Raw genomic sequence first — 26,673 nt, 5'->3', positions numbered from 1 at the left:
TCCGCAAGGGATGGCTACGGCGTGACGATGTTGAAGTCCTGGTCCGGCTCGTCGAGCACACCCAGAAACGCCTGCAGAGCCGACTGGTCGCCGGAAATTTCGAGCCCCGGCGAGGCGAAGTCGCCCATCGCCGCCGTCAGCAATCGAAACTTCTTGTCCAGCTTGACCGTAACGGCCGCCGTCGCCGCGTCGGCGGCCACCTTCCGATAGACGAGCACCCCGTTGCGCAGGGCGAGCCGATAGTTGGCGGCCAGGTCGGCGAACGAGATGTCCAGCGCGATGTCGAGGTCCCAGCTGCGCGGCCCGTCGACCCGCAGCGCGAAGCTGTCGAAGATCTGCTCGGGAGTCAACTGGTTGAGCATCGAGGCCGAGGCCGCGGTCACGGCGGTGCCGAAATTGCCGTCCCGCAATTCGGTGGCGCCACTCATGAAGAAGTTGCGCCACGTGGCGTTCTCGGCGCCGTAGGCCAGTTGCTCCAGCGTGTCGGCGTACAGCGCACGGGCCGCGGCGTGCTCGCTGTCGGTGAAGATCGCGTGATCGAGCAGCGTTGCCGCCCAGCGGAAGTCACCGGCGTCGAAGGCGGTGCGGGCGAGCTCCACAACCCGGTCGATGCCGCCCATCGCGTCGACGTAACGCGGGGCGAGGGCCTCGGGCGGATGGGGCCACAGCCGCCCGGGATTGCCGTCGAACCAACCCATGTAGCGCTGATAAACGGCCTTCACGTTGTGGCTGACCGATCCGTAGTAGCCGTGGGTGTGCCAGGCCCGCTCCAGCGCGGGTGGCATCTGGAACATCTCGGCGATCTCGACACCGGTGTAGCCCTTGTTGAGCAGCCGCAGGGTCTGGTCGTGCAGATAGGCGTACATATCCCGTTGCAGGGAAAGGAATTCGATGATGCGATCGCGTCCCCAGGTCGGCCAGTGGTGGGAGGCGAACACCACATCGGCGCGGCCGGCGAAGGTGTCGATCGCCTCGGTGAGGTAGCCCGACCAGGCGTGCGGGTCACGCACCAACGCGCCGCGCAGCGTCAGCAGGTTGTGCAGGTTGTGGGTGGCGTTCTCGGCCATGCACAACGCGCGGAAACGCGGGAAATAGAAATGCATTTCGGCGGGCGCCTCGGTGCCGGGTGCCATCTGGAATTGGATCTCCACGCCGTCGATGGTGCGCGTCTCCCCGGTCTCGCGGATGTCGACGGTCGGCACTATGACGGCCACCTCGCCGGTGGACGGGGCCTGGCCGAGCCCGCAGCCCACCTGACCCAACGGCCCGCGCGCCAGCAGGGTGCCGTACATGTAGGTCGCCCTGCGCGTCATCGCCGGGCCGGCGTAAACGTTCTCTTGGACGGCATGCTCGACGAAGCCGTCCGGGGCCAGCACCGCGACCGCTCCGCTGTCCACGTCGGCCTGTGAGGTGACGCCGAGGACACCGCCGAAATGGTCGACGTGGCTGTGGGTGTAGATCACCGCGACGACGGGACGGTCGCCACCGCGGTGGGTGCGGTACAGGGCCAGCGCCGCCGCGGCAACCTCGGTGGATATCAGCGGATCGATGACGATGACACCGGTGTCGCCCTCGACGAAGGTGACGTTCGAGATGTCGAAGCCGCGGACCTGATAGATGCCCGGGACCACTTCGTAGAGACCTTGCTTGGCGGCCAGGCTCGACTGCCGCCAGAGGCTGGGGTGCACGGACGGCGGGGCGGCCCCGTCGAGGAACGAGTAGGCGTCGTTGTCCCACACCACGCGGCCGTCGGCCGCCTTGATGACGCAGGGCGACAACGCGGCGATGAACCCCCGATCGGCGTCGTCGAAGTCCCTTGTGTCATCGAGCGGCAGGGCGTGTCCACCGTGGGCCGACTCGATGACGGCGGTTGGGGGTTTGTGTTCCACCTGCAATACATTGCCATTAATGCGCCGTCCCGGGAACGAAGGCAAAGAATACATCTGGCCCGTCAAAAGAATTTTCCCTGAACCTCTTCTATGCGGCACGGCAAACCCGCATACTGCCTTGACGGTTTTCGATGCCGAGAACCGCAACGATCGGGCAAAGGAGAACAGGTGAAGCGTGGACTGACTGTCGCGGCGGCTGGAGCCGCAATTCTGGCCGCAAGTATTGCGGGATGTTCGAGCAACAAGGGAACTACGGTCAGTGGTGGCGGCGTCACGGCGAGCACCGGCGGCACGACAAAGGTCATCATCGATGGCAAGGACCAGAACGTCCAGGGCAGCACTGTCTGCACCAAGGCCGCCGGCAACGTGAACATCGCGGTCGGTGGCAGCAACACCGGAATCAGCGTCGTGCTCACCGACGCCAACCCGCCCGGTGTGAAGGCAGTCCAGCTCGGCAACGTCAACGGTGTCACCCTCCAGTACGCGCAGGGCGGTCAGGGCAACGCCTCGGCGACCAAGGACGGCAACACCTACAAGATCACCGGCACCGCCACGGGCGTGGACATGGCCAACCCGATGCAACCGGTGAACAAGCCGTTCGAAATCGACGCGAACTGCTCCTAACTCGGTGACTGTGCGGGCGGTTGCCACCCGTTGAGTGGCAACCGCACCGTGAACTCGGTGTGGCCCGGACCGCTGTCGACCGTGATCGTCCCGTTGTGCGCCTTGACGACGGCCGAGACGATCGCCAGGCCCAGCCCGGTGCTGCCCCCCTTTCGGGAGCGCGACGAGTCGCCGCGAGCGAACCGCTCGAAGACCTCGGTCTGAAGCGCCGCCGGGATGCCGGGGCCGTTGTCGATGACCTGCAGCAGGGTGTGCGTCGGCTCGGTGGTCAATTTCGTCGTCACGACGGTGCCCGCGGCGGTGTGGACGCGGGCGTTGGCGAGCAGGTTCGTCAAGACCTGGTGCAGCCGCGCCGCATCGCCGGTGACGACGACGGGTTCCTCGGGCAGGTCGAGCTCCCACTGATGATCCGGCCCTGCGACGTGCGCGTCGCTGACCGCGTCGACCGCCAACCGCGACAGGTCCACCGGTTCGCGTTCCAGCGGACGGCCGGAGTCCAGGCGGGCCAGCAGCAGCAGGTCCTCGACCAGGCGTGTGATCCGCTCCGTCTCGGATGCCACCCGGCTCATCGCGTGCGCCACCGCCTCGCGGTCGTCGCCCATGCGCTGGGTGAGCTCGGTGTAGCCGCGGATCGCGGCGAGCGGAGTGCGCAATTCGTGGCTGGCGTCCGCGACGAACTGGCGAACCCGGGTTTCGCTGGCCTGCCGCGCCGACAGCGCGGCAGCGATGTGGTCGAGCATCCGGTTCAGCGCGAACCCGAGCTGGCCGACTTCGGTAGCCGGGTTCGCGTCGGACTCGGCCACGCGCACCGGCAGCTCGACCTCGCCGCGGTCCAACGGCAAGTCCGCCACCTTGCTCGCGGTTTGCGCGACGCGGCGCAGCGGCGCCAGCGCCCGCCTGATGATGACGACGCCGGCGGTGGTCGCGGCCACCAGCGCGATCACCGTGACCATTCCGAGGATGACCAGCATCCGCATCATGGTGGCGTCGACGTTCGACATCGACAGGCCCGTGACGATGACGTCCGCGCCGCTGCGGCTCGGGGCGGCGACCACGCGGTAGCGACCGAGCCCGTCGAGGTCGAGCGTCACCGCGTTGCGGCTGTCGGCGATGTGTTCGAGTTGCGTTTGCGCGTCCGGAGTCAGCGCGGCCCGCGAACCGGCGCTGGTGAGGTATCCGGCGTCGACGGCCTTGCCGTTGCTGATCACCGCGGCGACCATGCCGGCGGGCTGGCCCGGGGCGTCGAGGAACCGCGGACCGGGGCCCGGGCGCGGATAGTAGAAGTGCGACTCATGGCGCCAGCCCGGACGTTTCGGCTCGGGGTACATCAGTGCCGACCGATAGGAAGCGCCCGCGAGTTGCCCGTCGAGCTGCGCCACCAGGTGGTGCAGCAAGGCCAGTTCGGTGGCCGCGGTGATGCCGACGCAGACGACGGCGAGAACGACGATCTGCCCGACCAACAGCCGGAGCCGAAGCGACCAGACCCGCCGTGTCCTAGCGGGCTGGCTTGAGGACATAGCCCGCGCCGCGCAGCGTATGGATCATGGGTTCACGACCGTTGTCAATCTTCTTGCGCAGGTAGGAAATGTAGAGTTCGACGATGTTGGAGCGGCCGCCGAAGTCGTAGCTCCAGACCCGGTCCAGGATCTGGGCCTTGCTCAGCACGCGCTTGGAGTTGCGCATCATGAAGCGCAGCAGCTCGAACTCGGTGGAGGTCAACGAGATCGGCTCGCCGGCCCGCGTGACCTCGTGACTGTCCTCGTCCAGCACCAAGTCGCCGACCACCAGCTGCGCCCCGCTGTCGACCGTCGTGACGCCGGTACGCCGCAGCAGCGCCCGCAACCGCAGCACCACCTCTTCGATGCTGAACGGTTTGGTCACGTAGTCGTCGCCGCCCGCGGTCAGCCCGGCAATGCGGTCTTCCACCGCATCCTTGGCCGTCAGCAGCAGCACCGGCAGCTGCGGGTTCTCTTCGCGGAGCTTGTGCAGCACGTCGAGCCCGCTCATGTCGGGGAGCATGACGTCGAGAACGACCACATCGGGCCGTTGCGCCCGGGCCGAGGCAATGGCCGACGACCCGTCGCCGGCGGTCGAGATGCTCCAGCCCTCGTACCGCAGTGCCATGGACACCATTTCGGCCAAAACCGCTTCGTCGTCGACGACCAGGACATTGATCGGATTGCCGTCGGCACGACACATGACTACCCGCTCTACCGACGCTCGCGACTGTGTCACAGGGTCCAGTATCCGCGGCGGACTGAGCCGGCGCTATGCCGTTCCTATGGGTGTCCTGTGAAAAGATCGCGTGACCGCCGGGCGGTCACGCGATCCGGTTTCCAGGCGGTGCTTAATACCAATACCGCCTGCCGGCGACCGGCCGGCCGACCGATCCCATGATCCACAGGACCGCGCCGATGACGAGCAGGATGATGCCGAGCACCCATAACAAATGGATGCCGAAGATAAATCCCAGAACAAGCAAGACGATGCCGAGAAGGATCATGACAATTTCCTTTACATGAGGGGTACTAGGCTGCTGGACATTGAGCTGGGCTGCGGTACTTTGCAATCCTTGACTTTCGGATTGACACCCGCGTAGTTCAACGGCCCGGCAATTACTGTCAATGCGATATTTCCCGCAGTGACACAGTTTGTTGAATCACCCTTGAAGTAGTCACGCTGGAACGCCGCGAAAACTCCGATGAGCAGCCACACCAGGACAATCGCGCCGATCACTCCGCGTCCACGCATGGTGACCTCCGTTGTGTTCGAGAAAATTCCCGTGCGCCTAGCGTTACCCGTTCGACTTATGTCTAAACCTGGCCGGTGTTGACTTCCGCGAGCCAGGCATCGGCCCGCTTCTTCGACGCACGGGAAAGCCACGCGTCTTGAATCAACTCGGCCAGTTCCGTCGTCGTAATCTCGCCAAGTCGGCTGGCCCGCACCAGCACCGAGGGGTGCCCGTCGAAATGGCTGGTGGTGAAGAACGGCGACGCGGGATCCTGGGTGAGCGCGAGCTTGTCGCTTTCCGATTCGACCCAGAGCATGATCACGTCGGCATAGCGTTCGCCGGTGTCCGGGTCCGTCGCGTCGGGCTGGGGAGTGCGAAAGAAGACGAACGACTTTCCGCCCACCTGGTAGATCGGGTTGCCCTTCGGGCCCTCCAAGCGCCTGACGTGGGGCATCGACGCAGCGATCCGATGCACGTCGCTTACCCGGGCGGGCCGATCACCCATGGCAGCGACACTACCGTCCGGATCTGTAGCATGACGAGTGGCGTTGCGGTAAAGGGGGATTGATGTGCGGTGACCGACACACTGTTCGCTGACGTTTCCGAATTTCAAGTCCCCGTGAATGATTCGTATCCCTACCGGGTACTTTCGATCCGCGCCTGTGATGGCACCTATCACGATCACAACTTCGCGGCCAACTATGCGTGGCTGCGGACAGCCCTGGACAGCGGACGCCTGACATTCGGGATCGTCTACACCTACGTCCGCCCGAATTGGTTGGACAACGCCAACACGGTGCGCTCGATGATCGACGCCGGCGGTGGCCTGCATCCGCGGGTCGCCTTGATGCTCGACGTGGAATCGGGCGGCAACCCGCCCGGTGACGGTTCAAGCTGGATCAACAATTTGTACTGGAACCTGGCAGACTACGCCGGTGATCCCGCGCGAATCATCGGTTACGCCAACGCCTATGACTTCTCCAACATGTGGCGGACGCGGCCCGACGGTTTGCGGGTCATCGCGGCGGGTTACGGGTCCAATCCGGACCTGCCGGGCCAGGTCGCACATCAGTACACCGACGGCACGGGCTTCGGTCCCAACCTGCCGCAGGGGTGTCCGCCCTTTGGGAACTGCGACATGAACTCGGCCGACGGGCTGACACCGGAAGAGTTTGCCGCCGCGTGCGGCATCAGTGCGAACGGAGGATGGTTGATGGCACTCACCGACGCCGAGCAATCCGAGCTGTTGAGCAAGGTCCGTGACATCTGGGACCAACTGCGCGGGCCGGACGGCGCGGGCTGGCCGCAGCTCGGTCAAAACAGCGAAGGCCAGGACCTCACGCCGGTCGACGCGATCGCGGCGATCAAGCAGGACGTGCAGGCGATGCGAGCGACCACGTCGGGCTAGTCGCTTGCGCCGCGGCGTATTTCACGCCCTCCGCTGCGCCGAAACGTACAGCGTCGGCGGCATCACGTGCCCGGTGCCTTCCGGAATGCTGCGGCCATAGCGAGCCATCAGCTCGGCGAAGGTCGCCGTCGACACGTCCCAGCCGTGCTCGCGCAGCCAACCGTCGACGGGTGTGCGTTCCTCGGGATACCAGAGGTCGTCGAAGTCGGTGATCTCGGTGTCGACCAGCCTGGCGGCCGCCGCCCGCATGCGCCGCATGTCCTCGCGCTGGCGGCGGACGAGCTCGGGGTCGGTGAATCCGGCGCCGGGCACATTCGACGCCAGCCAACTGCCCGCGACGCTCAGCGAGTGGACGCGCTCGAACAGTAGGTCCTGGGCCTGCGCCGGCAGGTAACGGACCAGCCCCTCCGCCGACCAGACCGCCGGCCGTGAGTCGTCAAAGCCTGCTTCCCGCAGCACTTTCGGCCAATCCTGGCGCAGATCGATCGGCACGTTCACCAGCCGCGCCTTCGGGTCCGCGCCGTGCTCGCGCAGCGTGTTGGATTTGAATTCCAGCACCTTGGGCTGGTCCAGCTCGTAGACGACCGTGCCGTCGGGCCACTGCAGCCGCCAGGTGCGCGCGTCCAGGCCGGCGGCCAGAATCACCACCTGCCGAACCCCGGCGTCGGCCGCGCCGAGAAAGAATTCGTCGAAAAACGCTGTGCGCGTTGCCATGAAGTCGATCATCAGTTGGATCCGAGCCCGCACGTCCGGCTCCAGCTCGACCGCCTTGGCCAGCAGCTTGGGATCCGCGTAGATGCTCCACATCCCCTCGCCCGCCGCATCCACGAACACGCGCGCGAACGGGTCGCTGATGAGCGGGTTCGCGCTCTCGGTCTCGGCGGCACGCGCCGCGGCGACACCCAGCGCGGTGGCTCCCACGCTCTGAGTGATGTCCCAGGAATCATTGTCGGTACGCGGCATCGCCATCCCCTTCAGGCCCGGAGTCCGTTAGTTCCGCACACTATTGTTCCAGCCTCCCGCGCGACCCGCCGCTCGTGCCTGTTGACCTAGGCTTCTTCCATGACCGTCGACCTCGAGGCCGTAGCGGGATGGATGTCCGACCAGGGGCTCGGCGAGGGACCGCTCGAGGACGTCGCCGCCGTCACCGGCGGAACACAGAACGTCATGCTGCGCTTCACCCGGGCCGGCCGGCCCTACGTGCTGCGGCGCGGGCCCCGGCATCTGCGGCCGCGCAGCAACAGCGTGATCCTGCGGGAAACCAAAGTCCTTGCGGCGTTGGCCGGCTCCGACGTACCACATCCGCACCTGATCGCCACCTGCGACGACCCCGCCGTGCTCGGCGACGCGGCCTTCTACCTGATGGAACCGGTCGACGGGTTCAACGCCGGCGAGGGGTTGCCGCCATTGCACGCGGGCGACCCGGGCGTGCGATTCGGGATGGGGCTGTCGATGGCCGACGCCCTGGCCAGGTTGGGTGCCGTCGACCACGTCGCGGTGGGTCTCGCGGATTTCGGCAAACCGGAGGGCTTCCTGGAGCGCCAAGTGCCGCGCTGGCTTTCGGAACTGGACTCCTACAGCGAGTACGCCGGCTACCCCGGGCCGGAGATCCCGGGGATCGAGGAAGTGTCGGCCTGGCTGGAGCGTCGCCGGCCGACGAGGTGGACGCCCGGGATCATGCACGGCGACTACCACGCGGCCAACGTCATGTTTTCCCGCACCGGGCCGGACGTCGTCGCGATCGTCGACTGGGAGATGTGCACGATCGGTGATCCCCTGCTGGACCTGGGCTGGCTGCTGGCCACCTGGCGCCAACCCGACGGGTCGAGCGTGTTCAGCCACGCCCTCGGCGGCCAGGACGGGCTGGCCAGCACCGACGACCTGTTCCAGCGGTACGCGGCCAACACCACCCGCGACCTGTCGAACATCACCTGGTACACGGTGCTGGCCTGCTTCAAGCTCGGCATCGTGATCGAGGGCACGCTGGCCCGGGCCTGCGCGGGCAAGGCCGAGAAAGAGGTCGGCAACCAACTCCACGCCGCCACGGTGCATCTGTTCGAGCGGGCGCTGACGCTTATCGACACGCAACCCTGACGCACTAGCATCTCCCCCCGTGCCGTCCTACCCCGAGAATCCCGACTTTTACTCCGAGCCGACCCAGGCCGCCGGATACGGCGGTTACTACGACGAGCCGGCACCGCAGCCGCCCGAGCCGCCGACGCCCTGGTATCGCCGCCCGGCGGCGCTGGTCGCGGCCGGCGCCCTCGGGGTGATCGCGCTCGGTCTCGCGGTGTACGCGGTGGTCAACCTGGTGGCCGGCCCCCCCGCGCCGAAGGCTCCGAGCACCACCACGACCACGACGCCCGTTCCCACCACGACCGTGCCGACGACGTCGGCGGCGGAGTCACCTCGGCACCACGGGGGCGGCGGAGGCGCGCCGACGCAGACCGTCACCGAGACGGCGCCGCCGCCGAGCACCGATACGCCTACCGACGCCCCCACGGACACGCCTACGACGACCGTCCCGCCGAGCACGGTCACGGTTTCGCCGAGCACCGAAACGAGCACGGTCACCCAGACCGTGACCGTCCCCCCACGGCGACCCTTCCAACCGCGCCCATAGTGCAGACATGGCGGCTGCCGGGCGGATAGCATCCGATGCGTGGAAGTCGGGGACTCCGTCAGGCACGCACTCGACCATTGGGAACGTGGCGAGTGGGATGCGGCCATGGTCCATGCCGGCAACGCCGTCGATGAAACCGCGAAGAAGCGCTATCCGCAGCTGGGAGTGGCCACCCGCTTCAAGCGGACCATCCGCGACTCGCTGGACATCTTCCGGGTGATGGCGGCACCTGACATCGAATTGGAGCAGAGCCGGTTTCCCATCGCGGTGAAGTCGGACATGCCGGACGGCCGTCCCGACATCGCCGATGTCCTGCACGGCGTGCACCGGTGGAGCCACGGCCACGACGACGAGCTGCCCCAGGGATTCGAACTGACTCCCCACGGACCCCGCCCCCTGGGAATCCACCTCTGGAAAACCGGGAAGATCCAGCTTCCCGCGGCGGCCGCGATCGGCCTATTGGCGATCGCCGTGTTCGCACCGGAGAACAAGGGGCAGGCCATCCCGGACGGCTACCAGCTGAGCTGGTACCAGTACGTGTTCATCATCTGCCTGTGGTGGGGGTGGCAGGACCACTTCCGCGACATCATCCGCACCGCCCCGATCCCCCAAACGACTCTCGACTTCTCCGAGCTCTGGGATGACTGGACGCCGGTTTAACGGCTAAGACTGCCGGCATGCACGAGAGCATCGGCCGGGTCCGTCCGGCCGCCCCAGAGGATGCGCCGGCCTGCGTGGCGATATACCGCCCCTACGTCCTGGACACGGCGATCAGCTGGGAAATCGAAGTCCCGACCGTCGCCGAGATGGCCGCGCGTATCACCGCGGCTCGCGAGACCCACGAATGGCTCGTCCTCGAACATGCCGACCGGGTCATCGGCTACGCGTACGGGCACGGGCTCTATCGAGTGGCCTCCTACCAATGGTCGGCTCAGACCGGCATCTACGTCGACGGCGCCCACCACCGCGCCGGCGGCGGCCGCGAGCTCTACACGCGACTGCTGCGCCGGCTCGCCGAGCGCGGCTACCGGCGGGCCATCGCCGGCATCACCCAACCCAACGCCGCCAGCAACGCTTTTCACCGATCCTTCGGGTTCACCGACGCCGGCCTGTACCGGCGGGTCGAATGGAAACACGGCAGCTGGCACGACGTCGCGTGGATGCAACTCGATCTGCTCGGCGACGCCGATCAGGAAGCGCCGGCCGGCCCGATCACCTAGGGCGGACACACTTCAGCTCGGGACGGGCAGCGCCTCAGACGCGCCCGTCCCGAGCCGGGAGGTTGTAAGAGGCTAGCGACCGCCGCCGGCGCCACCACCGAAACGGCCACCGCCCGCGCCGCCGCCCATCCGGCCACCGCCCGCGCCGCCGCCGAAGCGGCCACCGCCCGCGCCGCCACCGATACCCATTGTTTCCACACTGCTGATCGTCATCATGGGCCGGAGGTTATAGCCGAATATCCGCGGCCACAACAAACTCCGTCTTAACGATTCGAACTACACCGAGATGCGCGCCCGAAGGGATTCGAACCCCCAACCTTCTGATCCGTAGTCAGATGCTCTATCCGTTGAGCTACGGGCGCCTGTCTTCAATTGTCGTGCGTGGCGGAGGCGAGAGGATTTGAACCTCCGGTCCCCTTTGAGGGGGACAACTCATTAGCAGTGAGCCCCATTCGGCCGCTCTGGCACGCCTCCATCGAACTTCCTGAGGGTACCCGAACCCCTTCGGGTGTCCCCGAACCGCCGGAGGCATAGCGTACACAGCGCCGACATATGCTGTCGAAGTGACCGCTCGCCTGCGACCCGAGTTGGCAGGGCTTCCGGTCTACGTTCCCGGTAAGACCGTGCCGGGTTCGGTCAAGCTGGCCAGCAACGAGACGGTGCACGGCCCGTTGCCCAGCGTCCGTGCGGCCATCGAGCGGGCCACCGACACGATCCACCGCTACCCCGACAGCGCCAACGTGGCGCTGAAGGCGGCGCTAACGAAGCACCTCGGTTCGGACTTCGCGCCCGAGCAGGTCGCGGCGAGCTGCGGTTCGGTCAGTTTGTGCCAGCAGCTCATCCAGATCACCGCGTCCGCCGGCGACGAGGTGGTGATGGGATGGCGCAGCTTCGAGCTCTACCCGCCCATGGTGCAGGTGGCCGGCGCCGTCGCCGTCAAGGTGCCCTTGACCGACCACACCTTCGATCTATACGCGATGCTGGCCGCGGTCACCGACCGCACGCGGTTGATCTTCGTCTGCAACCCCAACAATCCGACGTCCACCGTCGTCGACCCCGACGCCTTGGCCCGGTTCGTCGAGGCGGTCCCGCCGCACATCCTCATCGCCATCGACGAGGCCTACGTCGAGTACATCCGCGACGGCATGGCGCCCGACAGCCTGGAGCTGGCCCGCACCCGCGGCAATGTCGTTGTGCTGCGGACCTTTTCGAAGGCATACGGGCTGGCGGGCCTGCGCGTCGGCTATGCCGTCGGCCACCCCGACCTGATCACCGCGCTGGACCAGGTCTACGTGCCGTTCGCGGTGACGAGCATCTCCCAGGCCGCTGCCATCGCGTCGCTGGATGCGGCCGAGGAGCTGTTGGCCCGCACCGACGCTGTAGTCGCCGAGCGCTCCCGGGTCACCGCCGGTTTACACGAGGCCGGGTACACCCTGGCGCCGTCGCAGGCCAACTTCGTCTGGCTACCCCTGGGCACCCGCACATCCGAGTTCGTGGCGCGGGCCGCCGACGCGCGGATCGTGGTCCGCCCTTTCGCGCCGGACGGCGTCCGGATCACCGTCGGGGCGCCCGAGGAAAACGACGCCCTGCTGCGGTTTGCCCGCGACTGGATCAAGGAGAACCAATGAGCCTGGCCCGCAAGACGTTCACCGAGTTCAAGGAACGGAGCGGCAGCATTGCCGACGCCGAGCTGGACGACTTTTGGGCGACGCTTCAGCCCGCGACCATCGAGGGCATGATCGGCGAGTGGAAGGGCGGCGAGTTCCTTACCGGCCACAAGATGAACGGCCAGCTGGAGAAGGCGGGCTGGTTCGGCAAGACCTTCAGCTCGGCCGCCGACGTGCAGCCGCTGGTCTGCCTGGACGCCCACGGGAACAAGTTCTCCAACAAGGCGATGGGCAAGGGCGAGGCGAGCCTGTGGCTGGAGGACTTCCGCGGTGAGGTCACCGCCACGATGGTCTACGACGGCCAGCCCGTGCACGATCACTTCAAGAAGATCGACGACGACACCGTGATGGGCATCATGAACGGCAAGGGCGTCCTGGACAACGGCCGGTATTACTACTTCTACCTCGAGCGGGTGTAGGGACCATCGCTGTCGCCGAGCGTGACGTGACGGCGGAAATTCGTGCGGATTCCCGCCCTGAGAACACGCTCGGCGAACGCGCCTAGCGCGCCGGGTTGCGGCCGGTGAACGCGACCAGCTGCTCGAGGGCGCCGGCGTCGGCGGCCACCTCCACCGGGTCGTCGAACCCGGCGCTGCCACGCAGTTCCGGCCTGATGATCTGGCGCGCCAACCCGAGCACGTATTCGGACAGCGGTTCGGGGGCGTCGACCTCGTGTCCCACCGCCGCGGCGTAATCCCAAGCGTGCACCAGGAATTCGATCGAGAAGATGCCGCACGCGCTCTTGGCCGGCATCTCGCCCTTGCCGAACGGCACGGTGCCGTCCAGGCCACGGCGGTGCCAGGCGTCCAGGGCCGGCCGGGCCGCGGCGATGACCTGCCGCTCCACCGAGTCGCCGTCGTCGCGCTCCGGCATCTGGGCGCCCATCATGCCGCCAAGGCCGGCGATCGACTTGAGCAGGTGCGCGGTCAGCTGCGTGACGTCGAACTCGCTGCACGGCGTCCGCTTGGTCAGATCGTCGGCGGCGATCGGGTGCAGGACGCGCTGCAACACCCCCAGGGTGTCCTCGGCGCTGTGCAGCTCGTCGGTGGGCGGGGAATGAGGTCCAGGTCGCAAGTCGGGAGCCATATTTGCCACGCTACGGTCTGCTGATGGGCGAAACATACGAATCCGTCACCGTCGAAACCAAGGACCAGGTGGCGCAGGTGACGCTGATCGGACCGGGCAAGGGCAACGCGATGGGGCCCGCGTTCTGGTCGGAGATGCCCGACGTGTTCGCAGCGCTGGACGCCGACCGCGACGTGCGGGCGATCGTCATCACCGGATCGGGCAAGAACTTCAGCTACGGCCTGGACGTGCCCGCGATGGGCGGGTCGTTCACCCCGCTGCTGTCCGGTGACGCGCTGGCCGGCCCGCGCGCGGATTTCCACCGCGAGGTCAAGCGCATGCAGGGCGCGATCACGGCCATCGCCGACTGCCGGACGCCGACCATCGCCTCGGTGCACGGCTGGTGCATCGGCGGCGGCGTCGACCTGATCTCCGCGGTGGACATCCGCTACGCCAGCGCCGACGCCAAGTTCTCCGTCCGGGAGGTCAAGCTCGCCATCGTCGCCGACGTCGGCAGCCTCGCCCGCCTGCCGATGATCGTGAACGACGGGCACCTGCGGGAACTGGCGCTGACCGGCAAGGACATCGATGCGGCCCGCGCCGAGAAGATCGGTCTGGTCAACGACGTCTACGCCGACGCCGACGCGACGCTGGCCGCCGCCCACGCCACCGCCGCCGAGATCGCGGCCAATCCGCCGCTGACGGTTAACGGCATCAAGGACGTCCTCGACCAGCAGCGCATCGCGGCGGTGTCGGAGAGCCTGCGTTACGTCGCCGCCTGGAACGCGGCCTTCCTGCCGTCCAAGGATCTGACCGAGGGCATCTCGGCGACGTTCGCCAAGCGCCCGCCCCAGTTCACCGGGGAGTAGCGCGCCCCTCGGCTACTCTCGCTGAAGTGACTCCCGACGGCAGAATCCGCGTCCCGGCCGACCTGGACGCCGTGACGACCATCGGCGACGAGGACCACTCCCAGATCGACAGCGCGGCGGTCGAACGCGTCTGGCAGGCAGCCCGGCACTGGTATCAGGCGGGCTTTCACCCCGCCATCCAGGTGGCCATCCGGCACCGCGGCCGCGTCGTGCTGAACCGCGCGATCGGCCACGGCTGGGGCAACGCGCCCACCGATCCGCCCGACGCCGAGAAGAAGCCCGTCACCACCGACACACCGTTCTGCGTGTACTCGGCGGCCAAGGGCATCACCGCGACCGTCGTGCACATGCTCGTCGAACAGGGGCACTTCTCGCTCGACGACCGGGTGTGCGAGTACATCCCCAGCTACACCAGCCACGGCAAGCACCGCACCACGATCCGGCACGTGCTGACCCACAGCGCCGGCGTCCCGTTCCCCACCGGACCCAAGCCGGACCTGCGCCGGGCGGACGACCACGAGTACGCGCAGGAACAGCTCGGCAAGCTGCGGCCGCTGTACCGGCCGGGCCTGGTGCACATCTACCACGCGCTCACCTGGGGCCCGCTGATGCGCGAAATCGTCTACGCCGCCACCGGTAAGGACATCCGCGAAATCCTGGCCACCGAGATCCTCGACCCGCTGGGCTTCCGCTGGACCAACTTCGGCGTCGCCAAGGAGGACATCCCGTTGGTGGCGCCCAGCCACGCGACCGGGAAGCCCCTGCCGCCCGTGATCGCGGCGATCTTCCGCAAGGCGATCGGCGGAACCGTGCACGAGATCATCCCGTACACCAACACCCCGGCTTTCCTGTCCACCGTGGTGCCCTCGTCCAACACCATCTCGACCGCCAACGAGCTGTCGCGCTTCGCCGAAATGTGGCGTCGCGGTGGCGAACTCGACGGGGTGCGGATCATCAGCCCGGAGCGGATGTACGGCGCGGTCCAGGAATGCCGGCGACTGCGCCCGGATTTCGCCCTCGGCCTGCAGCCGGCCCGCTGGGGCACCGGATACATGCTGGGAACAAAGCGTTTCGGGCCGTTCGGGCGCAACGCGCCGAAGGCGTTCGGCAACCTGGGCCTGGCCAACATCGCGATCTGGGCCGACCCCGAGCGCAGCCTGGCCGCCGGCGTGATCAGCAGCGGCAAGCCGGGCCGAGATCCCGAAATCCGCCGCTACACCGCCCTGATGGACGCGATCGCCGCCGAGATTCCGACCGGTTGAGCCCTCCCGGCGGTGGGAACACTGCCGGCATGGCTACCTACCGAGTGCTCAACCCGAAGGGCGACGTCGTCGCGACCAAGGACATCGACAGCGCCGACAAGGCCCACGCGTGGTTCGCCGACGAGGCGGTCGAGGGCAACGAACTTGGCTGGCGCATGGAGGTCGAGCAGGACGGCGACTGGCACTTCTTCGACAGCAGCGAGGGCGATCGAAGCTACTAGCGTTTGCCTCCCGACTGGCCGGGCAGCCAACGTGCGGCGGTGGCGGAGGGATTTGAACCCCCGGACGGTTTTAGCCGTCTCTCGCTTTCAAGGCGAGTGCATTAGGCCGCTCTGCCACGCCACCGCTGATAAGGGTAACGGTGACTAGTAACGTCGCCGTCATGCGCGCGATCGTCGCCGAATCTTCCGATCAACTGTCCTGGCAAGAAGTGCCCGACGCCGCGGCGGGACCCGGCGAGGTACTGATCAAGGTCGCCGCTGCCGGCGTCAACCGCGCCGATGTTCTGCAGGCCGCCGGCAAGTACCCGCCGCCGCCGGGGGCCAGCGACATCATCGGCATGGAGGTGTCGGGGGTCCTCGCCGATGCCGGCGAGGGCGTCGCGGATTGGTCTGCGGGACAAGAGGTTTGCGCCTTGCTGGCCGGCGGCGGCTACGCCGAGTACGTCGCCGTGCCCGCCGGTCAGGTGCTGCCCGTTCCCGACGGCGTGGACCTGCTCGACGCGGCCGGCTTGCCGGAGGTGGCGTGCACGGTGTGGTCGAACCTGGTGATGGTCGCCCACCTCGGCAAGGGCCAGGTGTTGCTGGTGCACGGCGGAGGCAGCGGCATCGGCAGCCACGCGATCCAGGTGGCGCGGGCGCTGGGCGCGCGGGTGGCCGTCACCGCCGGGTCGGCGGAGAAGCTGGAGTTCTGCCGCGAGCTGGGCGCCCAGATCACCATCAACTACCGCGACGAGGACTTCGTCGCGCGGCTGCTTGAGGAAACCGACGGCGCCGACGTGATCCTCGACATCATGGGCGCCGCCTACCTGGACCGCAACATCGATGCCCTGGCGACCGACGGCCAGCTCGTCATCATCGGCATGCAGGGCGGGCTGAAGGCCGAACTCAACATCGGCAAGCTGCTGGCCAAGCGGGCGCGGGTCATCGGCACCACGCTGCGGGCCCGGCCGGTGACCGGGCCGAACAGCAAGACCGAGATCGTGCAGGCGGTGCGGGCGTCGGTGTGGCCGATGATCGCCGAGGGCCGGGTGCGGCCGATCATCGGCGCGCGCCTGCCCATCCAGCAGGCCGGTGACGCGCACCGACAGCTGGTGGACAGCAAGGTGACCGGGAAGATCGTGCTGACCGTCTAGCGCCGGCTCAGCCCAGCGACGCCAGCGCACGCACCAGCTGGTCGACCTCGGCCGTCGTCGAGTAATGCGCCAGCCCGACGGTGACGGCGCCGCCCACGTCGTTGACGCCCAGCACGTCGAGCGCGCGTGAGCTCTCGTTGGTGATGGCCAGGATTCCGTTGTCCGCCAGGCGCTGCACCACGCGTTCGGCCGGAACGTCCTGCAGGGCGAAGCTGACGACCGGTATCCGCGCCTCGGGGCGGCCGATGACCATCACCAGCGGCAGGGACCGCAGCGACACCATCAGGTAGTCGAACACCCGGTTCAGGTACGCGGTGGCGGACTGCGTCGAGACCGACAGGCGTTCGCGGCGGCTCCCGCGGGCCGACTCGTCGAGCGCCGCCAGGTACTCAATGCTGGCGACCACGCCGGCCAGCAGACCGAATTGGTGGGCACCCAGCTCCAGGCGCGCCGGGCCGGTGGCGTTGGGGTCGGTCGAGACGGTGCCGAAGGTACCGATCATTCCCGGGTCGCGGAACACCAGCGCCCCGACCGGCGGGCCGCCCCAGGCGAGCGCGTTTACCGCCACCACGTCGGCGTCGGTCTCCTTGACGTCGAGCAACCGGTACGGCGCGGCCGCGGAGTGATCGACCACCACCAGGCCGCCGACGTCGTGCACCAGCTTGGTCATCGCCCGCAGGTCGGTGACGGTGCCCAGCGTCGCCGACGCCGTCGAGACGGCGACCAGCCGGGTCGACTTCCCGATCAGGCTCTCCCACTGCCACGTCGGCAGCTCGCCGGTCTCGATGTCGATCTCGGCCCACTTCACCTTGGCGCCGTAGCGGTGGGCGGCCCGCAGCCACGGGGCGATATTGGCCTCGTCGTCGAGCCGGCTGACGACCACCTCGTAGCCGAGGCCGGCCCGCGAGGACGACGCCTCGGCCAGCGACGACAACAGGATGGCGCGATCGGCGCCCAGCACGACGCCCGCCGGGTCGGCGTTGACCAGGTCGGCCACCGCGGCCCGCGCCGCGTCGAGCACCGCAGCGCTGCGCCGAGCCGACGGGTGCGCTCCCACGGTGCTGGCGCTCGACCGGCGAAACGCCGTGGACACCGTGGTAGCAACGGAATCCGGGATGAGCATGCCGGTAGGCGCGTCGAAGTGCACCCACCCGTCACCCAATGAGGGATGCAGTCCGCGCACCCGGGCGACGTCGTAAGCCATGCCAGCCACCTTAGAGCTTCGCAATTCCGCGAAAATTGTGACGGTAGCGGGTGCCCCTCAGGCATTGGCAAGCCGGGTCACCCGGGCAGCCATACTAGTCGAGTGGGCCTATGGACCGGAACGCTGATCGCACTGTTCCTGCTGATCGCACCGGGTGTGATAGTCGCGCGCATCAACCAGCAAACGTGGCCGGTCGCCATTGCGGTTGGCCCGGCGCTGACCTATGGCGTTGTGGCGCTGGCGATCATCCCCTTCGGTGCGCTCGGAATCCCTTGGAACGGTTGGACTGCGCTGGCCACGCTCGCGGTGGTGTGCCTGGCCGCGACGGGTTTGCAGCTGCTGCTGGCCCGCTACCGGAACGCCGACGCGGAAGCCCGCGGGATCGGCGGCTGGCCGGCGGCGCTGGTCGCCGCCGGCGTGCTGTTGGGCGCGGCGCTGATCATGTGGGCGGGCTACCGCGGGCTCACGCACTGGCAGTCGATTCCCAGCACCTGGGACGCGGCCTGGCACGCCAACGAGGTGCGCTACATCCTCGACACCGGCCAGGCGTCGTCCACCCACATGGGCGAGCTGCGCAACGTCGAGACCCACCAGCCGCTGTACTACCCGTCGGTCTTTCACGCCCTGACCGCGATTTACTGTCAGCTCACCGGGGCGGCGCCCACCACCGGCTACACCCTGACTTCGCTGGCCGCGTCCGTGTGGCTGTTTCCCTCCAGCGCCGCCACGCTCACCTGGTTCCTGCTGCGCCCGATCAGCACCCAATGGCGCACCGCCGCCGTCTCGGCCACCGCGGCGACGCTGTCGGCGTCGTTCACCTCGGTCCCCTACGTCGAGTTCGGCGTCGCGGCGATGCCCAACCTGGCCGCCTACGGGGTCGCGATCCCGACGTTCGTCCTCATCGCCTCGACGTTGCGGCACCGCGATCGCATTCCGTCGGCGGTGCTGGCGCTGGTGGGCGTTCTGTCGGTGCACCTGACCGGCGGGTTCATCGTCATCCTCTTCCTGTTGGCCTGGTGGCTGCTGGACGCCTTGTGGCATCCGGTGCGTGGCCGCCTCGCCGACGCGCTGACCCTAGCCGCCGTGGCCGTGCCGACGGGCCTGGTGCTGGCCCCGCAGTTCCTCGGGGTGCTCCGGCAGGCCGACATCATCGCCGGGCACGCGTTCCCCAGCTTCAAGAGCGCGAAGCAGAGCGTCATCGACGCGCTGCTGCTGCACACCCGCCACCTCAACGACTTCCCCACCCAATACGGCTTGCTCGTGCTGATCTACCTCGGCATGGCGATCCTGCTGTACAAGCGGATCTGGTGGCCACCGGCCGTCTGGCTGTTGCTGACCGTGGCGACGATCTACTCGGCGGCGCCGTTTCGCAATCCCGTCGGCCGTGCCATCGAGGAGTTCAGCCAGTTCTTCTACAACGATCCGCGGCGCCTGGCGGCCGTGGTGACGATGCTGGTGACGCCGATGGCGGCCATCGCACTGTTCGCGATCGTCGCCGTCGTGGTGGGCGCGGCCAGGTACGTCACCGGCCGGTTCAAACAGCAGCGCTCCCCGGTCTGGACCGCTGCCACGGCGGTCCTTCTTCTGCTGGCCACCGTGCTCACCGCCCGGCACTACCTCTACCGGCACATCGTTCTGTTAGGCGACAAGTACGACTCGGTGATCGTCGACCAGCGCGACCTCATGGCCATGGCCTACCTGGCCACGCTGCCCGGCGCTCGCGACACCCTGATCGGCGACTCGAACATCGACGGCACCACGTGGATGTACGCGGTCGCCGACCTGCACCCGTTGTGGACGCACTACGACTTCCCGCAGCAGACCGGCCCCGGCTACTACCGCTACATCTTCTGGACCTCGGCGCGCAAAGGCGAATCCGATCCGAAGGTGGTCGAGGCGATCAAAGCGCTCAATATCAGGTACATCTTGACCAGCACGCCCAACGTCAGAGGGTTTGCCACGCCCGACGGGCTAGTGTCTCTGGAAAAGTCGACGTCGTGGACGATGATCTACGACAACGGTGGGGCTCGAATCTACGAGTGGCGCCCAGACGCCGCGGCGCCGCACCCTTAAAGTCCCCAAAGAGGATGGTGAATGGATTGACTAACGGCAACGACGGCCCTGACGCCGACGGCATCGAGGTCATCGGCGGCGTCGACCCGCGGATCATGGCGCTCCGCGACGCGGAGGACGACTCCGACGAACGCTCCCTGACCGACCTCGTCGAGCAGCCGGCGAAGGTGATGCGCATCGGCACCATGATCAAGCAACTGCTCGAGGAGGTGCGCGCCGCGCCGCTGGACGAAGCCAGCCGCAACCGGCTGCGCGACATCCACGCCACCAGCATCCGCGAGCTCGAAGAGGGCCTCGCACCCGAACTGCGCGAGGAGCTCGATCGGCTCACCCTGCCGTTCAGTGAGGACGTCGCGCCGTCGGACGCCGAATTGCGCATCGCTCAGGCGCAGCTGGTCGGCTGGCTGGAAGGGCTGTTCCACGGCATTCAGACCGCGCTGTTCGCACAGCAGATGGCCGCCCGCGCGCAGCTGGAGCAGATGCGCCAGGGCGCGCTGCCCCCGGGCATCGGAAAGCCGGCCGGCGGCACCGGACACGGTCAATACCTGTAGGTAGCCAACGGTGCCGGGTCCCCATATCGAGACGCGCGACGCGTGGGTGGAATTTCCCATCTTCGACGCCAAGTCGCGGTCGTTGAAGAAGGCTTTCCTGGGCAAGGCCGGCGGCACCATCGGTCGCAACAGCTCGAACGTCATCGTCATCGAGGCGCTGCGTGACATCACCATGACGCTCGAGCTGGGCGACCGGGTCGGGCTCGTCGGTCACAACGGGGCCGGGAAATCGACTCTGCTGCGGCTGCTTTCGGGCATCTACGAGCCCACCCGCGGCTGGGCGAAGGTCACCGGCCGGGTCGCGCCGGTCTTCGACCTCGGGGTCGGCATGGACCCCGAGATCTCCGGCTACGAGAACATCATCATCCGCGGGCTGTTCCTGGGGCAGACGCGCAAGCAGATGATGTCGAAGGTCGACGAGATCGCCGAGTTCACGGAGCTGGGCGACTACCTGTCGATGCCGCTGCGCACCTACTCCACCGGGATGCGGGTGCGGCTGGCGATGGGCGTGGTCACCAGCATCGACCCCGAGATCCTGCTGCTGGACGAGGGCATCGGCGCGGTCGACGCCGATTTCCTGAAGAAGGCCCAGTCCCGGTTGCAGAGGCTGGTGGAGCGCTCCGGAATCCTGGTGTTCGCCAGCCATTCCAACGAGTTCCTGGCCCGGCTTTGCAAGACCGCGATGTGGATCGACCACGGCGTCATCCGCATGACCGGCGGCATCGAGGACGTGGTGCGCGCGTACGAGGGCGAGGACGCGGCCCGGCACGTGCGCGAGGTGCTGGCCGAGACCGCCGGACAGCCGTGAGCGACAACGTCTTTGCCGTGGTGGTCACACACCGGCGCCCCGATGAGCTGGCCAAGTCGCTGGACGTGCTCAGCACGCAAAGCCGGCTGCCCGATCACCTGATCGTGGTCGACAACGACGGGCTTTCGGACGGTGGCCGGATCCGTGATCTGGTGGCCGGACAGCCGATTCCGACGACCTACCTCGGCTCACGCCGAAACCTCGGTGGCGCAGGCGGTTTCGCGCTCGGCATGTTGCACGCGCTGGCGCAGGGGGCCGATTGGGTCTGGCTCGCCGACGACGACGGGCGCCCGCAGGACTCGCGCGTGCTGGCGACGCTGCTGGCCTGCGCCGAGAAGTACGGCCTGGCCGAGGTGTCGCCGATGGTCTGCAATATGGACGACCCGCAGCGGCTCGCGTTTCCGCTACGGCGAGGCTTGGTATGGCGCAGGCGCACAAGCGAATTGCGCACCGAAGCGGGCCAGGATCTGCTGCGTGGCATCGCGTCGTTGTTCAACGGCGCGCTGTTCCGGGCGTCGACGCTGGAATCGATCGGCGTGCCGGACCTGCGGCTGTTCATTCGCGGCGACGAGGTGGAGATGCACCGCCGGCTGGTTCGGTCCGGCCTGGCGTTCGGCACCTGCCTGGACGCGGTCTACCTACACCCGTGCGGATCCGAGGAGTTCAAGCCGATCCTGGGCGGCCGGATGCACACCCAGTACCCGGACGACTCGGCCAAGCGGTTCTTCACCTACCGCAACCGCGGCTACCTGATGGCCCAACCCGGCCTGCGCAAGCTGCTGTTCCAGGAGTGGGTCCGATTCGGCTGGTTCTTCCTGGTGACCCGCCGCGACCCCAAGGGCCTGGTTGAGTGGATTCGGTTGCGCCGCTTGGGCCGTCGCGAGCGCTTCGGGACGCCTGGAGGGTCGGCATGACGTTCATCGATGCGGCCGCGCAATCGCGGACCTTCGCCCGCGCGCGCGGCGACCTGCTCGCCGGCTTCCGCCGTCACGAGCTGTGGCTGCACCTGGGCTGGCAGGACATCAAGCAGCGCTACCGCCGCTCGGTGCTCGGGCCGTTCTGGATCACCATCGCCACCGGCACCACCGCCGTCGCGATGGGCGGGTTGTATTCCAAGCTGTTCCACCTGGACCTGTCGGTGCACCTGCCCTACGTCACGCTCGGGTTGATCATCTGGAACATGATCAACGCCGCCATCCTGGAGGGCGCCGACGTGTTCGTCGCCAACGAGGGGCTGATCAAGCAGCTGCCGACGCCGCTGAGCGTGCACGTCTACCGGCTGGTGTGGCGGCAGATGATCCTGTTCGCGCACAACATCGCCATCTACGTCGTCGTCGCGATCATCTTTCCCAAACCGTGGTCGTGGGCCGACCTCTCGGTGATCCCGGCCCTGGCGCTGATCGTGCTCAATTCCATCTGGGTGGCACTGTGCTTCGGCATCCTGGCGACCCGCTACCGCGACATCGGCCCCCTGCTGTTCTCGGTCGTGCAGTTGCTGTTCTTCATGACGCCGATCATCTGGAACGACGACACGCTGCGGCAGCAGGGCGCCGGGCGCTGGTCGAGCATCGTCGAGCTCAACCCGCTGCTGCACTACCTCGATATCGTCCGGTCCCCCTTGCTGGGCGCCCACCAGGAACTGCGGCACTGGGTGGTGGTCTTGGTGCTCACGGCCGTCGGCTGGCTGCTGGCCGCGTTCGCGATGCGGCAATACCGCGCCCGGGTGCCGTACTGGGTTTAGCGTGTGGCCGACGCCGCATTGTTGGGATTGGTAGGCCTGGCAGATAGATAGGAATCGGGGCATGAACACCAAAGCTCACCTCATCAAGCGGGCACTCGCCGGCACGCTGCTGTCGGGTGCCACCGCCCTCGCGGCCCTCGGATTCACCGCGGGGACGGCCAACGCATTCACCTATCCGATAGCGATCTGCAACTACCACGCCTGCAGCTATGTCTGGTGTCCCGGAATGCCTTTCCCGCAGCCCAGCGGTGGGACGCCGGATTGGGACATGGGCGCTTGCCACCACTTCATGATCGGGATCATGAGCCCGCAATCCCAGCCCTGGGTGAGTAACGGCGGAGCAAACCGGCAAGTCGCCCCGGAGATCATCGAGGGGGATCCGGGTCCCTAACCCCGTCGGTGGCCGCGCATATACTCGAACATATGTTCGATACTATGGCCGACGCCGGGGTGGTGGAGGCGATCTCCGACGCGGGGCGCGCGCAGAACGTGGCGTGTGCCCGGGAGTTGGCGGCCATCGGTGAGTTGTACGCGCGACGGGCGCCCGACGACGACGCCGAACGGTTCAGCTGGGCCGTCGACGGACACGAGAACGTGGTGGCCGAGGTCGCCGCGGCGCTGCGGATCAGCCGTGGTCGCGCCCACGGGCGGCTGCGGCATGCGATCGCCCTGCGTGAGCGGCTGCCCCGGGTGGCGGAGGTGTTTGCGCGCGGCGATATCGATTTCCGGCTGGTAGCGGCCCTGGTGACGCGCACCGAGGTGGTCGACGATGCGGAGTTGATCGCCAAGGTCGACGCCGCGGTGGCCCGCCACGCCCCGAAGTGGATGCGCCTGTCCGGACCCAAGGCCGCCGAGCGCATCGACATGTGGGTGGCGCGCTTTGACCCCGCCGGCGTGCGAGTGCCCGGTCCGCGCAACGAGAACCGCTACGTCCAGATCGCGTCCACCGATGCGGGGTTGGCCGGGGTGTGGGCCCAGCTCCACGCCACCGACGGGGCTGCGCTCGAGCACAGGCTCGACGCGCTGGCGGCCACGGTCTGCCGCGACGATCCGCGCACCAAAGCCCAACGTCTCGCTGATGCCCTGGGGGCGCTGGCCTTCGGTGCCGAGGCGCTGGGCTGCCAGTGTGGCGGGCCGGATTGCGCCGCGGTGCCGCGTCCTGCGACCACGAATGTCGTCGTTCACGTGCTCGCCGAGCAGGCCGCGGTCGACGGCAAGTCGCAGGCTCCCGGGTACCTGTCCGGTTTCGGGCCGCTGCCGGCCGAGCTGGTGCGCGAGGTGGCCGGGCTCGCCAAGGTCAAGCCGCTGTGGCTCCCGCCGGCCAAGGCGGAGTCGGGGTACCGGCCGTCGGCGGCGTTGGCCGAGTTTGTCCGATTCCGGGATTTGACCTGCCGCTTCCCCGGTTGCGACGAGCCGGCCGAAGTCTGCGACATCGACCACACGGTGCCGTTTCCGCTGGGCCCCACCCACCCGTCCAATCTGAAACTGCTCTGCCGCTACCACCATCTGCTCAAGACCTTCTATGTCCAGTGGCGGGACCGGCAGGAGCCCGACGGCACTGTGGTGTGGACCTCGCCGACGGGGCATGAGTATGTCACCAAATCCGGTGGGAGCCTGCTCTTTCCAGCGTTAGCCGTCCCGACCGGAGCGCTGGTGCTCCCGGCTGACCCGCACCCGCCTCCTGAAGGCCGCGGGCTCATGATGCCGGCCCGTCGGCAAACCCGCGCCCAGGAGCAAGCGGCACGGATCAGGTGGGAGCGCGGCAGGAACGAAGTGCGCATCGCCGCGGAGGCGGCTCGACGCGCCGAGCGTATCGCCGCCAGCTACGAGCCACCACCCTTCTAGCGGTGCCAAGGATCTTTCAAGGATCCATTAAGGCGCCGACCCGACGCTGCACCCATGAGTCACATTGCTTTCGACGATGACGTGTACGTCGCGACCATGCACCGCGCCGACCCCCCGAGCGGCCGCACCGCGCGTTTCCACATGCGCAAGCTCTTCGAGGAACTTCCGTGCTGCCATCGCTCGTGGGCCAATCCGGGGAAGCGGTTCTTTCTGCACGGCTACGAGCGCGCGTTCGAGGTCGAGTTCGCCTGCGCCGAAACCGAACTCGGCACCGGCCTGGTGGTGGACGGCGGCGCCGTCGGTGAGGTGCGCTCCGCACTGCGCTACCAGTTCGACCACACCACGCTGATCGCGGAGGACGACCCGCAGCGCGACCTGTTCGAACTGCTCGCCGAGCGTGGCGTCATCGACCTGCGGATCATGGAGAACACCGGCATGGAGGGCTCGGCGGCCTGGGCCTTCGAGACCGCCGAACGCATCGTGGCGCTGGCGACCGGCGGCCGGGTGTGGGTGTCTCGGATCGAGGCGCGCGAAAGCCGCAACAACGTGGTCACCCTCACCGCGGGTCCGGTGACGGCCGCAGGCTGGGCGTAGCGGGCGAACCCGATTCGAGAGCCCGCCAGCAAACCGTGGGTAGATTCGCGCCCTACTGGGTATGTGTCAAACAACGAGTTTGCGCGCGCGTAAGGTGGCGGCTGCCTGGTGGTGGTGCAACACTGTAGCGCTACAGGTCAGCAAGCGATGGCAGAGGGGATCGGCTCGCGTGAGCAGCAAAAAAGCCAAGTCGGCGGTGGACGTGGCACGGGAAACCCTCGCCGCGGAGCTGGACCGGCTCAAGCAGCGGCGCGATCGCCTCGAGGTCGAGGTCAAAAACGACCGCGGCATGGTCGGTGACCATGGCGACGCGGCCGAGGCGATACAACGCGCGGACGAGCTTGTCGTCCTCGCCGAGCGGATCAACGAGCTGGACCGGCGCCTGCGCAGCGGGCCGACGCCGTCGGACGACTCGGAAGCGCTGCCCGGCGGGACCGAGGTGACGCTGCGATTCCCCGACGGGGAGGTCGTCACCATGCACGTGATCTCCATCGTCGAAGAGACCCCCATCGGCCGCGAGGCCGAGACCCTGACCGTCCGCAGCCCCTTGGGGCAGGCCCTCGCCGGGCACAAGGCGGGCGACACGGTGACCTACACGACGCCGCAGGGCGAAAACCAGGTCGAGCTCATCTCGGTGAAGTTGCCCCGCTAACTCACCGTCGTCGGCGCCGGCCCCGATAGACTCGCCGCAATGATCCCCCCAGAACCTGGCGCCGCTTCCGCGCGTCCACACCTGGGTCTGAGGACACAGGTGATGCGTTTCGTCGTCGCCGGCGGTCTGGCTGGGACCGTCGACTTCAGCCTCTACCTGGTGCTCTACAAGGTGGTGGGCCTGCAGGTCGACCTGTCCAAGGCAACCAGTTTCATCGTCGGCACCATCACCGCCTACCTGATCAACCGTCGATGGACCTTTCAGGCGGCGCCAAGCACCGCGCGCTTCGTCGCGGTCATGATCCTCTACGCCATCACCTTCTCGGTGCAGGTCGGCCTCAACCACCTCAGCCTCGCGCTTCTGCACTACCGGGCCTGGGCCATCCCCGTCGCGTTCGTGATCGCACAGGGCACCGCGACGGTGATCAACTTCTTCGTGCAGCGAGCCGTTATCTTCCGCATCCGCTGACCGACCTGGCCAAGCGGTACCCTCT

General features: G+C 67.7%; 32 protein-coding genes and 3 tRNA genes. 22 read left to right on the top strand and 13 right to left on the bottom strand.

Annotation, left to right across the window (positions count from 1 at the left end):
- Positions 1-14 precede the first annotated feature (14 nt).
- Positions 15-1,895, bottom strand: a complete 1,881-nt coding sequence (locus A5787_RS13485) for an alkyl/aryl-sulfatase (protein WP_197507117.1) — start codon at positions 1,893-1,895, stop codon at positions 15-17.
- 162 nt (positions 1,896-2,057) lie between these two features.
- Between A5787_RS13485 and A5787_RS13480 the strand changes: the two genes are divergently transcribed.
- Positions 2,058-2,513, top strand: a complete 456-nt coding sequence (locus A5787_RS13480) for a lipoprotein LpqH (RefSeq protein ID WP_066967333.1) — start codon at positions 2,058-2,060, stop codon at positions 2,511-2,513.
- Here the strand turns inward: A5787_RS13480 and A5787_RS13475 are convergent.
- The 5 genes from A5787_RS13475 to A5787_RS13465 form a co-directional block, all read right to left on the bottom strand.
- Positions 2,510-4,030 (bottom strand): cell wall metabolism sensor histidine kinase WalK, encoded by a 1,521-nt coding sequence (locus tag A5787_RS13475; protein WP_066967330.1) that lies wholly within the window; start codon positions 4,028-4,030, stop codon positions 2,510-2,512. The genes A5787_RS13480 and A5787_RS13475 overlap by 4 nt on opposite strands.
- Positions 4,008-4,712, bottom strand: coding sequence for a two-component system response regulator TcrX (gene tcrX, locus A5787_RS13470; protein ID WP_066967327.1), 705 nt, complete (start codon positions 4,710-4,712; stop codon positions 4,008-4,010). Before tcrX ends, A5787_RS13475 begins: the two co-directional genes overlap by 23 nt.
- A 148-nt stretch (positions 4,713-4,860) precedes the next feature.
- Positions 4,861-5,016: a DUF6131 family protein gene (locus A5787_RS27735; RefSeq protein ID WP_197507108.1), complete on the bottom strand. Its 156-nt coding sequence runs from the start codon at positions 5,014-5,016 to the stop codon at positions 4,861-4,863.
- A gap of 11 nt (positions 5,017-5,027) precedes the next feature.
- Positions 5,028-5,264: a hypothetical protein gene (locus A5787_RS28155; RefSeq protein ID WP_082977203.1), complete on the bottom strand. Its 237-nt coding sequence runs from the start codon at positions 5,262-5,264 to the stop codon at positions 5,028-5,030.
- A 62-nt stretch (positions 5,265-5,326) separates the two neighbouring features.
- Complete coding sequence (locus A5787_RS13465) at positions 5,327-5,749, bottom strand: MmcQ/YjbR family DNA-binding protein (RefSeq protein ID WP_066967324.1); 423 nt, start codon at positions 5,747-5,749, stop codon at positions 5,327-5,329.
- Positions 5,750-5,818: 69 nt separating this feature from the next.
- Between A5787_RS13465 and A5787_RS13460 the strand changes: the two genes are divergently transcribed.
- The gene (locus tag A5787_RS13460; RefSeq protein WP_066967322.1) at positions 5,819-6,652 is read left to right on the top strand and encodes a hypothetical protein; all 834 of its coding nucleotides are present in this window, start codon (positions 5,819-5,821) and stop codon (positions 6,650-6,652) included.
- A 21-nt stretch (positions 6,653-6,673) separates the two neighbouring features.
- Here the strand turns inward: A5787_RS13460 and A5787_RS13455 are convergent, their stop codons facing one another.
- A complete protein-coding gene (locus A5787_RS13455; protein WP_066967411.1) occupies positions 6,674-7,615 on the bottom strand; it encodes a class I SAM-dependent methyltransferase in 942 nt (313 codons plus the stop codon).
- 99 nt (positions 7,616-7,714) lie between these two features.
- Here A5787_RS13455 and A5787_RS13450 point away from each other — a divergent pair, with 99 nt between their 5' ends.
- The 4 genes from A5787_RS13450 to A5787_RS13435 are packed head-to-tail and all read left to right on the top strand — an operon-like array spanning position 7,715 to position 10,495.
- The gene (locus A5787_RS13450) at positions 7,715-8,746 is read left to right on the top strand and encodes a phosphotransferase family protein (RefSeq protein WP_156763927.1); all 1,032 of its coding nucleotides are present in this window, start codon (positions 7,715-7,717) and stop codon (positions 8,744-8,746) included.
- A gap of 19 nt (positions 8,747-8,765) precedes the next feature.
- The gene (locus A5787_RS13445; protein ID WP_066967319.1) at positions 8,766-9,275 is read left to right on the top strand and encodes a hypothetical protein; all 510 of its coding nucleotides are present in this window, start codon (positions 8,766-8,768) and stop codon (positions 9,273-9,275) included.
- Positions 9,276-9,314: 39 nt separating this feature from the next.
- On the top strand, positions 9,315-9,935 hold the full coding sequence (locus A5787_RS13440; protein ID WP_066967316.1) for a hypothetical protein: 621 nt from the start codon (positions 9,315-9,317) through the stop codon (positions 9,933-9,935).
- Positions 9,936-9,952: 17 nt separating this feature from the next.
- A complete protein-coding gene (locus A5787_RS13435; protein WP_066967313.1) occupies positions 9,953-10,495 on the top strand; it encodes a GNAT family N-acetyltransferase in 543 nt (180 codons plus the stop codon).
- Between the two features lie 72 nt (positions 10,496-10,567).
- Here the strand turns inward: A5787_RS13435 and A5787_RS27350 are convergent, their stop codons facing one another.
- The 3 genes from A5787_RS27350 to A5787_RS13425 form a co-directional block, all read right to left on the bottom strand.
- Positions 10,568-10,708, bottom strand: a complete 141-nt coding sequence (locus A5787_RS27350; protein ID WP_156763926.1) for a hypothetical protein — start codon at positions 10,706-10,708, stop codon at positions 10,568-10,570.
- A gap of 76 nt (positions 10,709-10,784) precedes the next feature.
- A tRNA-Arg gene (locus A5787_RS13430) sits at positions 10,785-10,857 on the bottom strand.
- A 20-nt stretch (positions 10,858-10,877) separates the two neighbouring features.
- Positions 10,878-10,969 (bottom strand) — tRNA-Ser (locus tag A5787_RS13425).
- Positions 10,970-11,058: 89 nt separating this feature from the next.
- On the opposite strand from A5787_RS13425, the gene hisC reads away from it, so the two are divergent.
- Positions 11,059-12,123 (top strand): histidinol-phosphate transaminase, encoded by a 1,065-nt coding sequence (hisC, locus tag A5787_RS13420; protein ID WP_066967310.1) that lies wholly within the window; start codon positions 11,059-11,061, stop codon positions 12,121-12,123.
- Entirely contained in the window at positions 12,120-12,581 is a 462-nt protein-coding gene (locus A5787_RS13415) for a DUF4334 domain-containing protein (protein ID WP_066967307.1), read from the top strand. Before hisC ends, A5787_RS13415 begins: the two co-directional genes overlap by 4 nt.
- A gap of 82 nt (positions 12,582-12,663) precedes the next feature.
- Here the strand turns inward: A5787_RS13415 and A5787_RS13410 are convergent, their stop codons facing one another.
- Positions 12,664-13,248: a TIGR03086 family metal-binding protein gene (locus tag A5787_RS13410; RefSeq protein ID WP_197507106.1), complete on the bottom strand. Its 585-nt coding sequence runs from the start codon at positions 13,246-13,248 to the stop codon at positions 12,664-12,666.
- Between the two features lie 23 nt (positions 13,249-13,271).
- Here A5787_RS13410 and A5787_RS13405 point away from each other — a divergent pair, with 23 nt between their 5' ends.
- From A5787_RS13405 to A5787_RS13395, 3 genes are read left to right on the top strand one after another with little or no spacing between them, the layout of a single operon-like run.
- Positions 13,272-14,096, top strand: coding sequence for a crotonase/enoyl-CoA hydratase family protein (locus tag A5787_RS13405; protein ID WP_066967301.1), 825 nt, complete (start codon positions 13,272-13,274; stop codon positions 14,094-14,096).
- A gap of 26 nt (positions 14,097-14,122) precedes the next feature.
- A complete protein-coding gene (lipE, locus tag A5787_RS13400; RefSeq protein WP_066967298.1) occupies positions 14,123-15,358 on the top strand; it encodes a lipase LipE in 1,236 nt (411 codons plus the stop codon).
- Positions 15,359-15,387: 29 nt separating this feature from the next.
- A complete protein-coding gene (locus tag A5787_RS13395) occupies positions 15,388-15,579 on the top strand; it encodes a hypothetical protein (RefSeq protein ID WP_066967295.1) in 192 nt (63 codons plus the stop codon).
- 37 nt (positions 15,580-15,616) lie between these two features.
- Here the strand turns inward: A5787_RS13395 and A5787_RS13390 are convergent.
- Positions 15,617-15,703, bottom strand: a tRNA-Ser gene (locus tag A5787_RS13390).
- Between the two features lie 37 nt (positions 15,704-15,740).
- Between A5787_RS13390 and A5787_RS13385 the strand changes: the two genes are divergently transcribed.
- On the top strand, positions 15,741-16,712 hold the full coding sequence (locus A5787_RS13385) for an NAD(P)H-quinone oxidoreductase (protein ID WP_066967292.1): 972 nt from the start codon (positions 15,741-15,743) through the stop codon (positions 16,710-16,712).
- Between the two features lie 7 nt (positions 16,713-16,719).
- On the opposite strand, the gene A5787_RS13380 is transcribed toward A5787_RS13385, so the two are convergent.
- Positions 16,720-17,916 (bottom strand): cysteine desulfurase-like protein, encoded by a 1,197-nt coding sequence (locus tag A5787_RS13380; protein WP_066967289.1) that lies wholly within the window; start codon positions 17,914-17,916, stop codon positions 16,720-16,722.
- Positions 17,917-18,018: 102 nt separating this feature from the next.
- Here A5787_RS13380 and A5787_RS13375 point away from each other — a divergent pair, with 102 nt between their 5' ends.
- The 10 genes from A5787_RS13375 to A5787_RS13330 all read left to right on the top strand — a co-directional run bounded on the left by A5787_RS13375 (position 18,019) and on the right by A5787_RS13330 (position 26,648).
- Positions 18,019-19,989, top strand: a complete 1,971-nt coding sequence (locus A5787_RS13375; protein ID WP_066967286.1) for a DUF6541 family protein — start codon at positions 18,019-18,021, stop codon at positions 19,987-19,989.
- Positions 19,990-20,003: 14 nt separating this feature from the next.
- On the top strand, positions 20,004-20,540 hold the full coding sequence (locus tag A5787_RS13370; RefSeq protein ID WP_156763925.1) for a bacterial proteasome activator family protein: 537 nt from the start codon (positions 20,004-20,006) through the stop codon (positions 20,538-20,540).
- A gap of 10 nt (positions 20,541-20,550) precedes the next feature.
- The gene (locus A5787_RS13365) at positions 20,551-21,348 is read left to right on the top strand and encodes an ABC transporter ATP-binding protein (protein ID WP_066967283.1); all 798 of its coding nucleotides are present in this window, start codon (positions 20,551-20,553) and stop codon (positions 21,346-21,348) included.
- The gene (locus A5787_RS13360) at positions 21,345-22,262 is read left to right on the top strand and encodes a glycosyltransferase (RefSeq protein WP_066967278.1); all 918 of its coding nucleotides are present in this window, start codon (positions 21,345-21,347) and stop codon (positions 22,260-22,262) included. The genes A5787_RS13365 and A5787_RS13360 overlap by 4 nt, the downstream gene beginning before the upstream one ends.
- Positions 22,259-23,089 carry an ABC transporter permease gene (locus A5787_RS13355; RefSeq protein ID WP_066967276.1) on the top strand — a complete coding sequence of 277 codons (831 nt, stop codon included), beginning with the start codon at positions 22,259-22,261 and terminating at the stop codon, positions 23,087-23,089. Before A5787_RS13360 ends, A5787_RS13355 begins: the two co-directional genes overlap by 4 nt.
- Before the next feature lie 61 nt (positions 23,090-23,150).
- Positions 23,151-23,480 (top strand): hypothetical protein, encoded by a 330-nt coding sequence (locus A5787_RS13350; RefSeq protein ID WP_066967273.1) that lies wholly within the window; start codon positions 23,151-23,153, stop codon positions 23,478-23,480.
- 32 nt (positions 23,481-23,512) lie between these two features.
- A complete protein-coding gene (locus tag A5787_RS13345) occupies positions 23,513-24,934 on the top strand; it encodes an HNH endonuclease signature motif containing protein (RefSeq protein WP_066967271.1) in 1,422 nt (473 codons plus the stop codon).
- 54 nt (positions 24,935-24,988) lie between these two features.
- Positions 24,989-25,528, top strand: coding sequence for a 6-carboxytetrahydropterin synthase (locus A5787_RS13340; protein WP_082977202.1), 540 nt, complete (start codon positions 24,989-24,991; stop codon positions 25,526-25,528).
- A gap of 169 nt (positions 25,529-25,697) precedes the next feature.
- Complete coding sequence (locus A5787_RS13335; protein WP_066967268.1) at positions 25,698-26,180, top strand: GreA/GreB family elongation factor; 483 nt, start codon at positions 25,698-25,700, stop codon at positions 26,178-26,180.
- Between the two features lie 102 nt (positions 26,181-26,282).
- Positions 26,283-26,648 (top strand): GtrA family protein, encoded by a 366-nt coding sequence (locus A5787_RS13330; protein ID WP_156763924.1) that lies wholly within the window; start codon positions 26,283-26,285, stop codon positions 26,646-26,648.
- Positions 26,649-26,673 lie beyond the last annotated feature (25 nt).

Origin of the sequence: Mycobacterium sp. 852002-50816_SCH5313054-b, from assembly GCF_001667185.1 — a bacterium.
Classification (GTDB): domain Bacteria; phylum Actinomycetota; class Actinomycetes; order Mycobacteriales; family Mycobacteriaceae; genus Mycobacterium.
The sequence above is the reverse complement of the archived record's forward strand: the minus strand, read 5'-3'. Positions and strand labels throughout refer to the sequence as shown.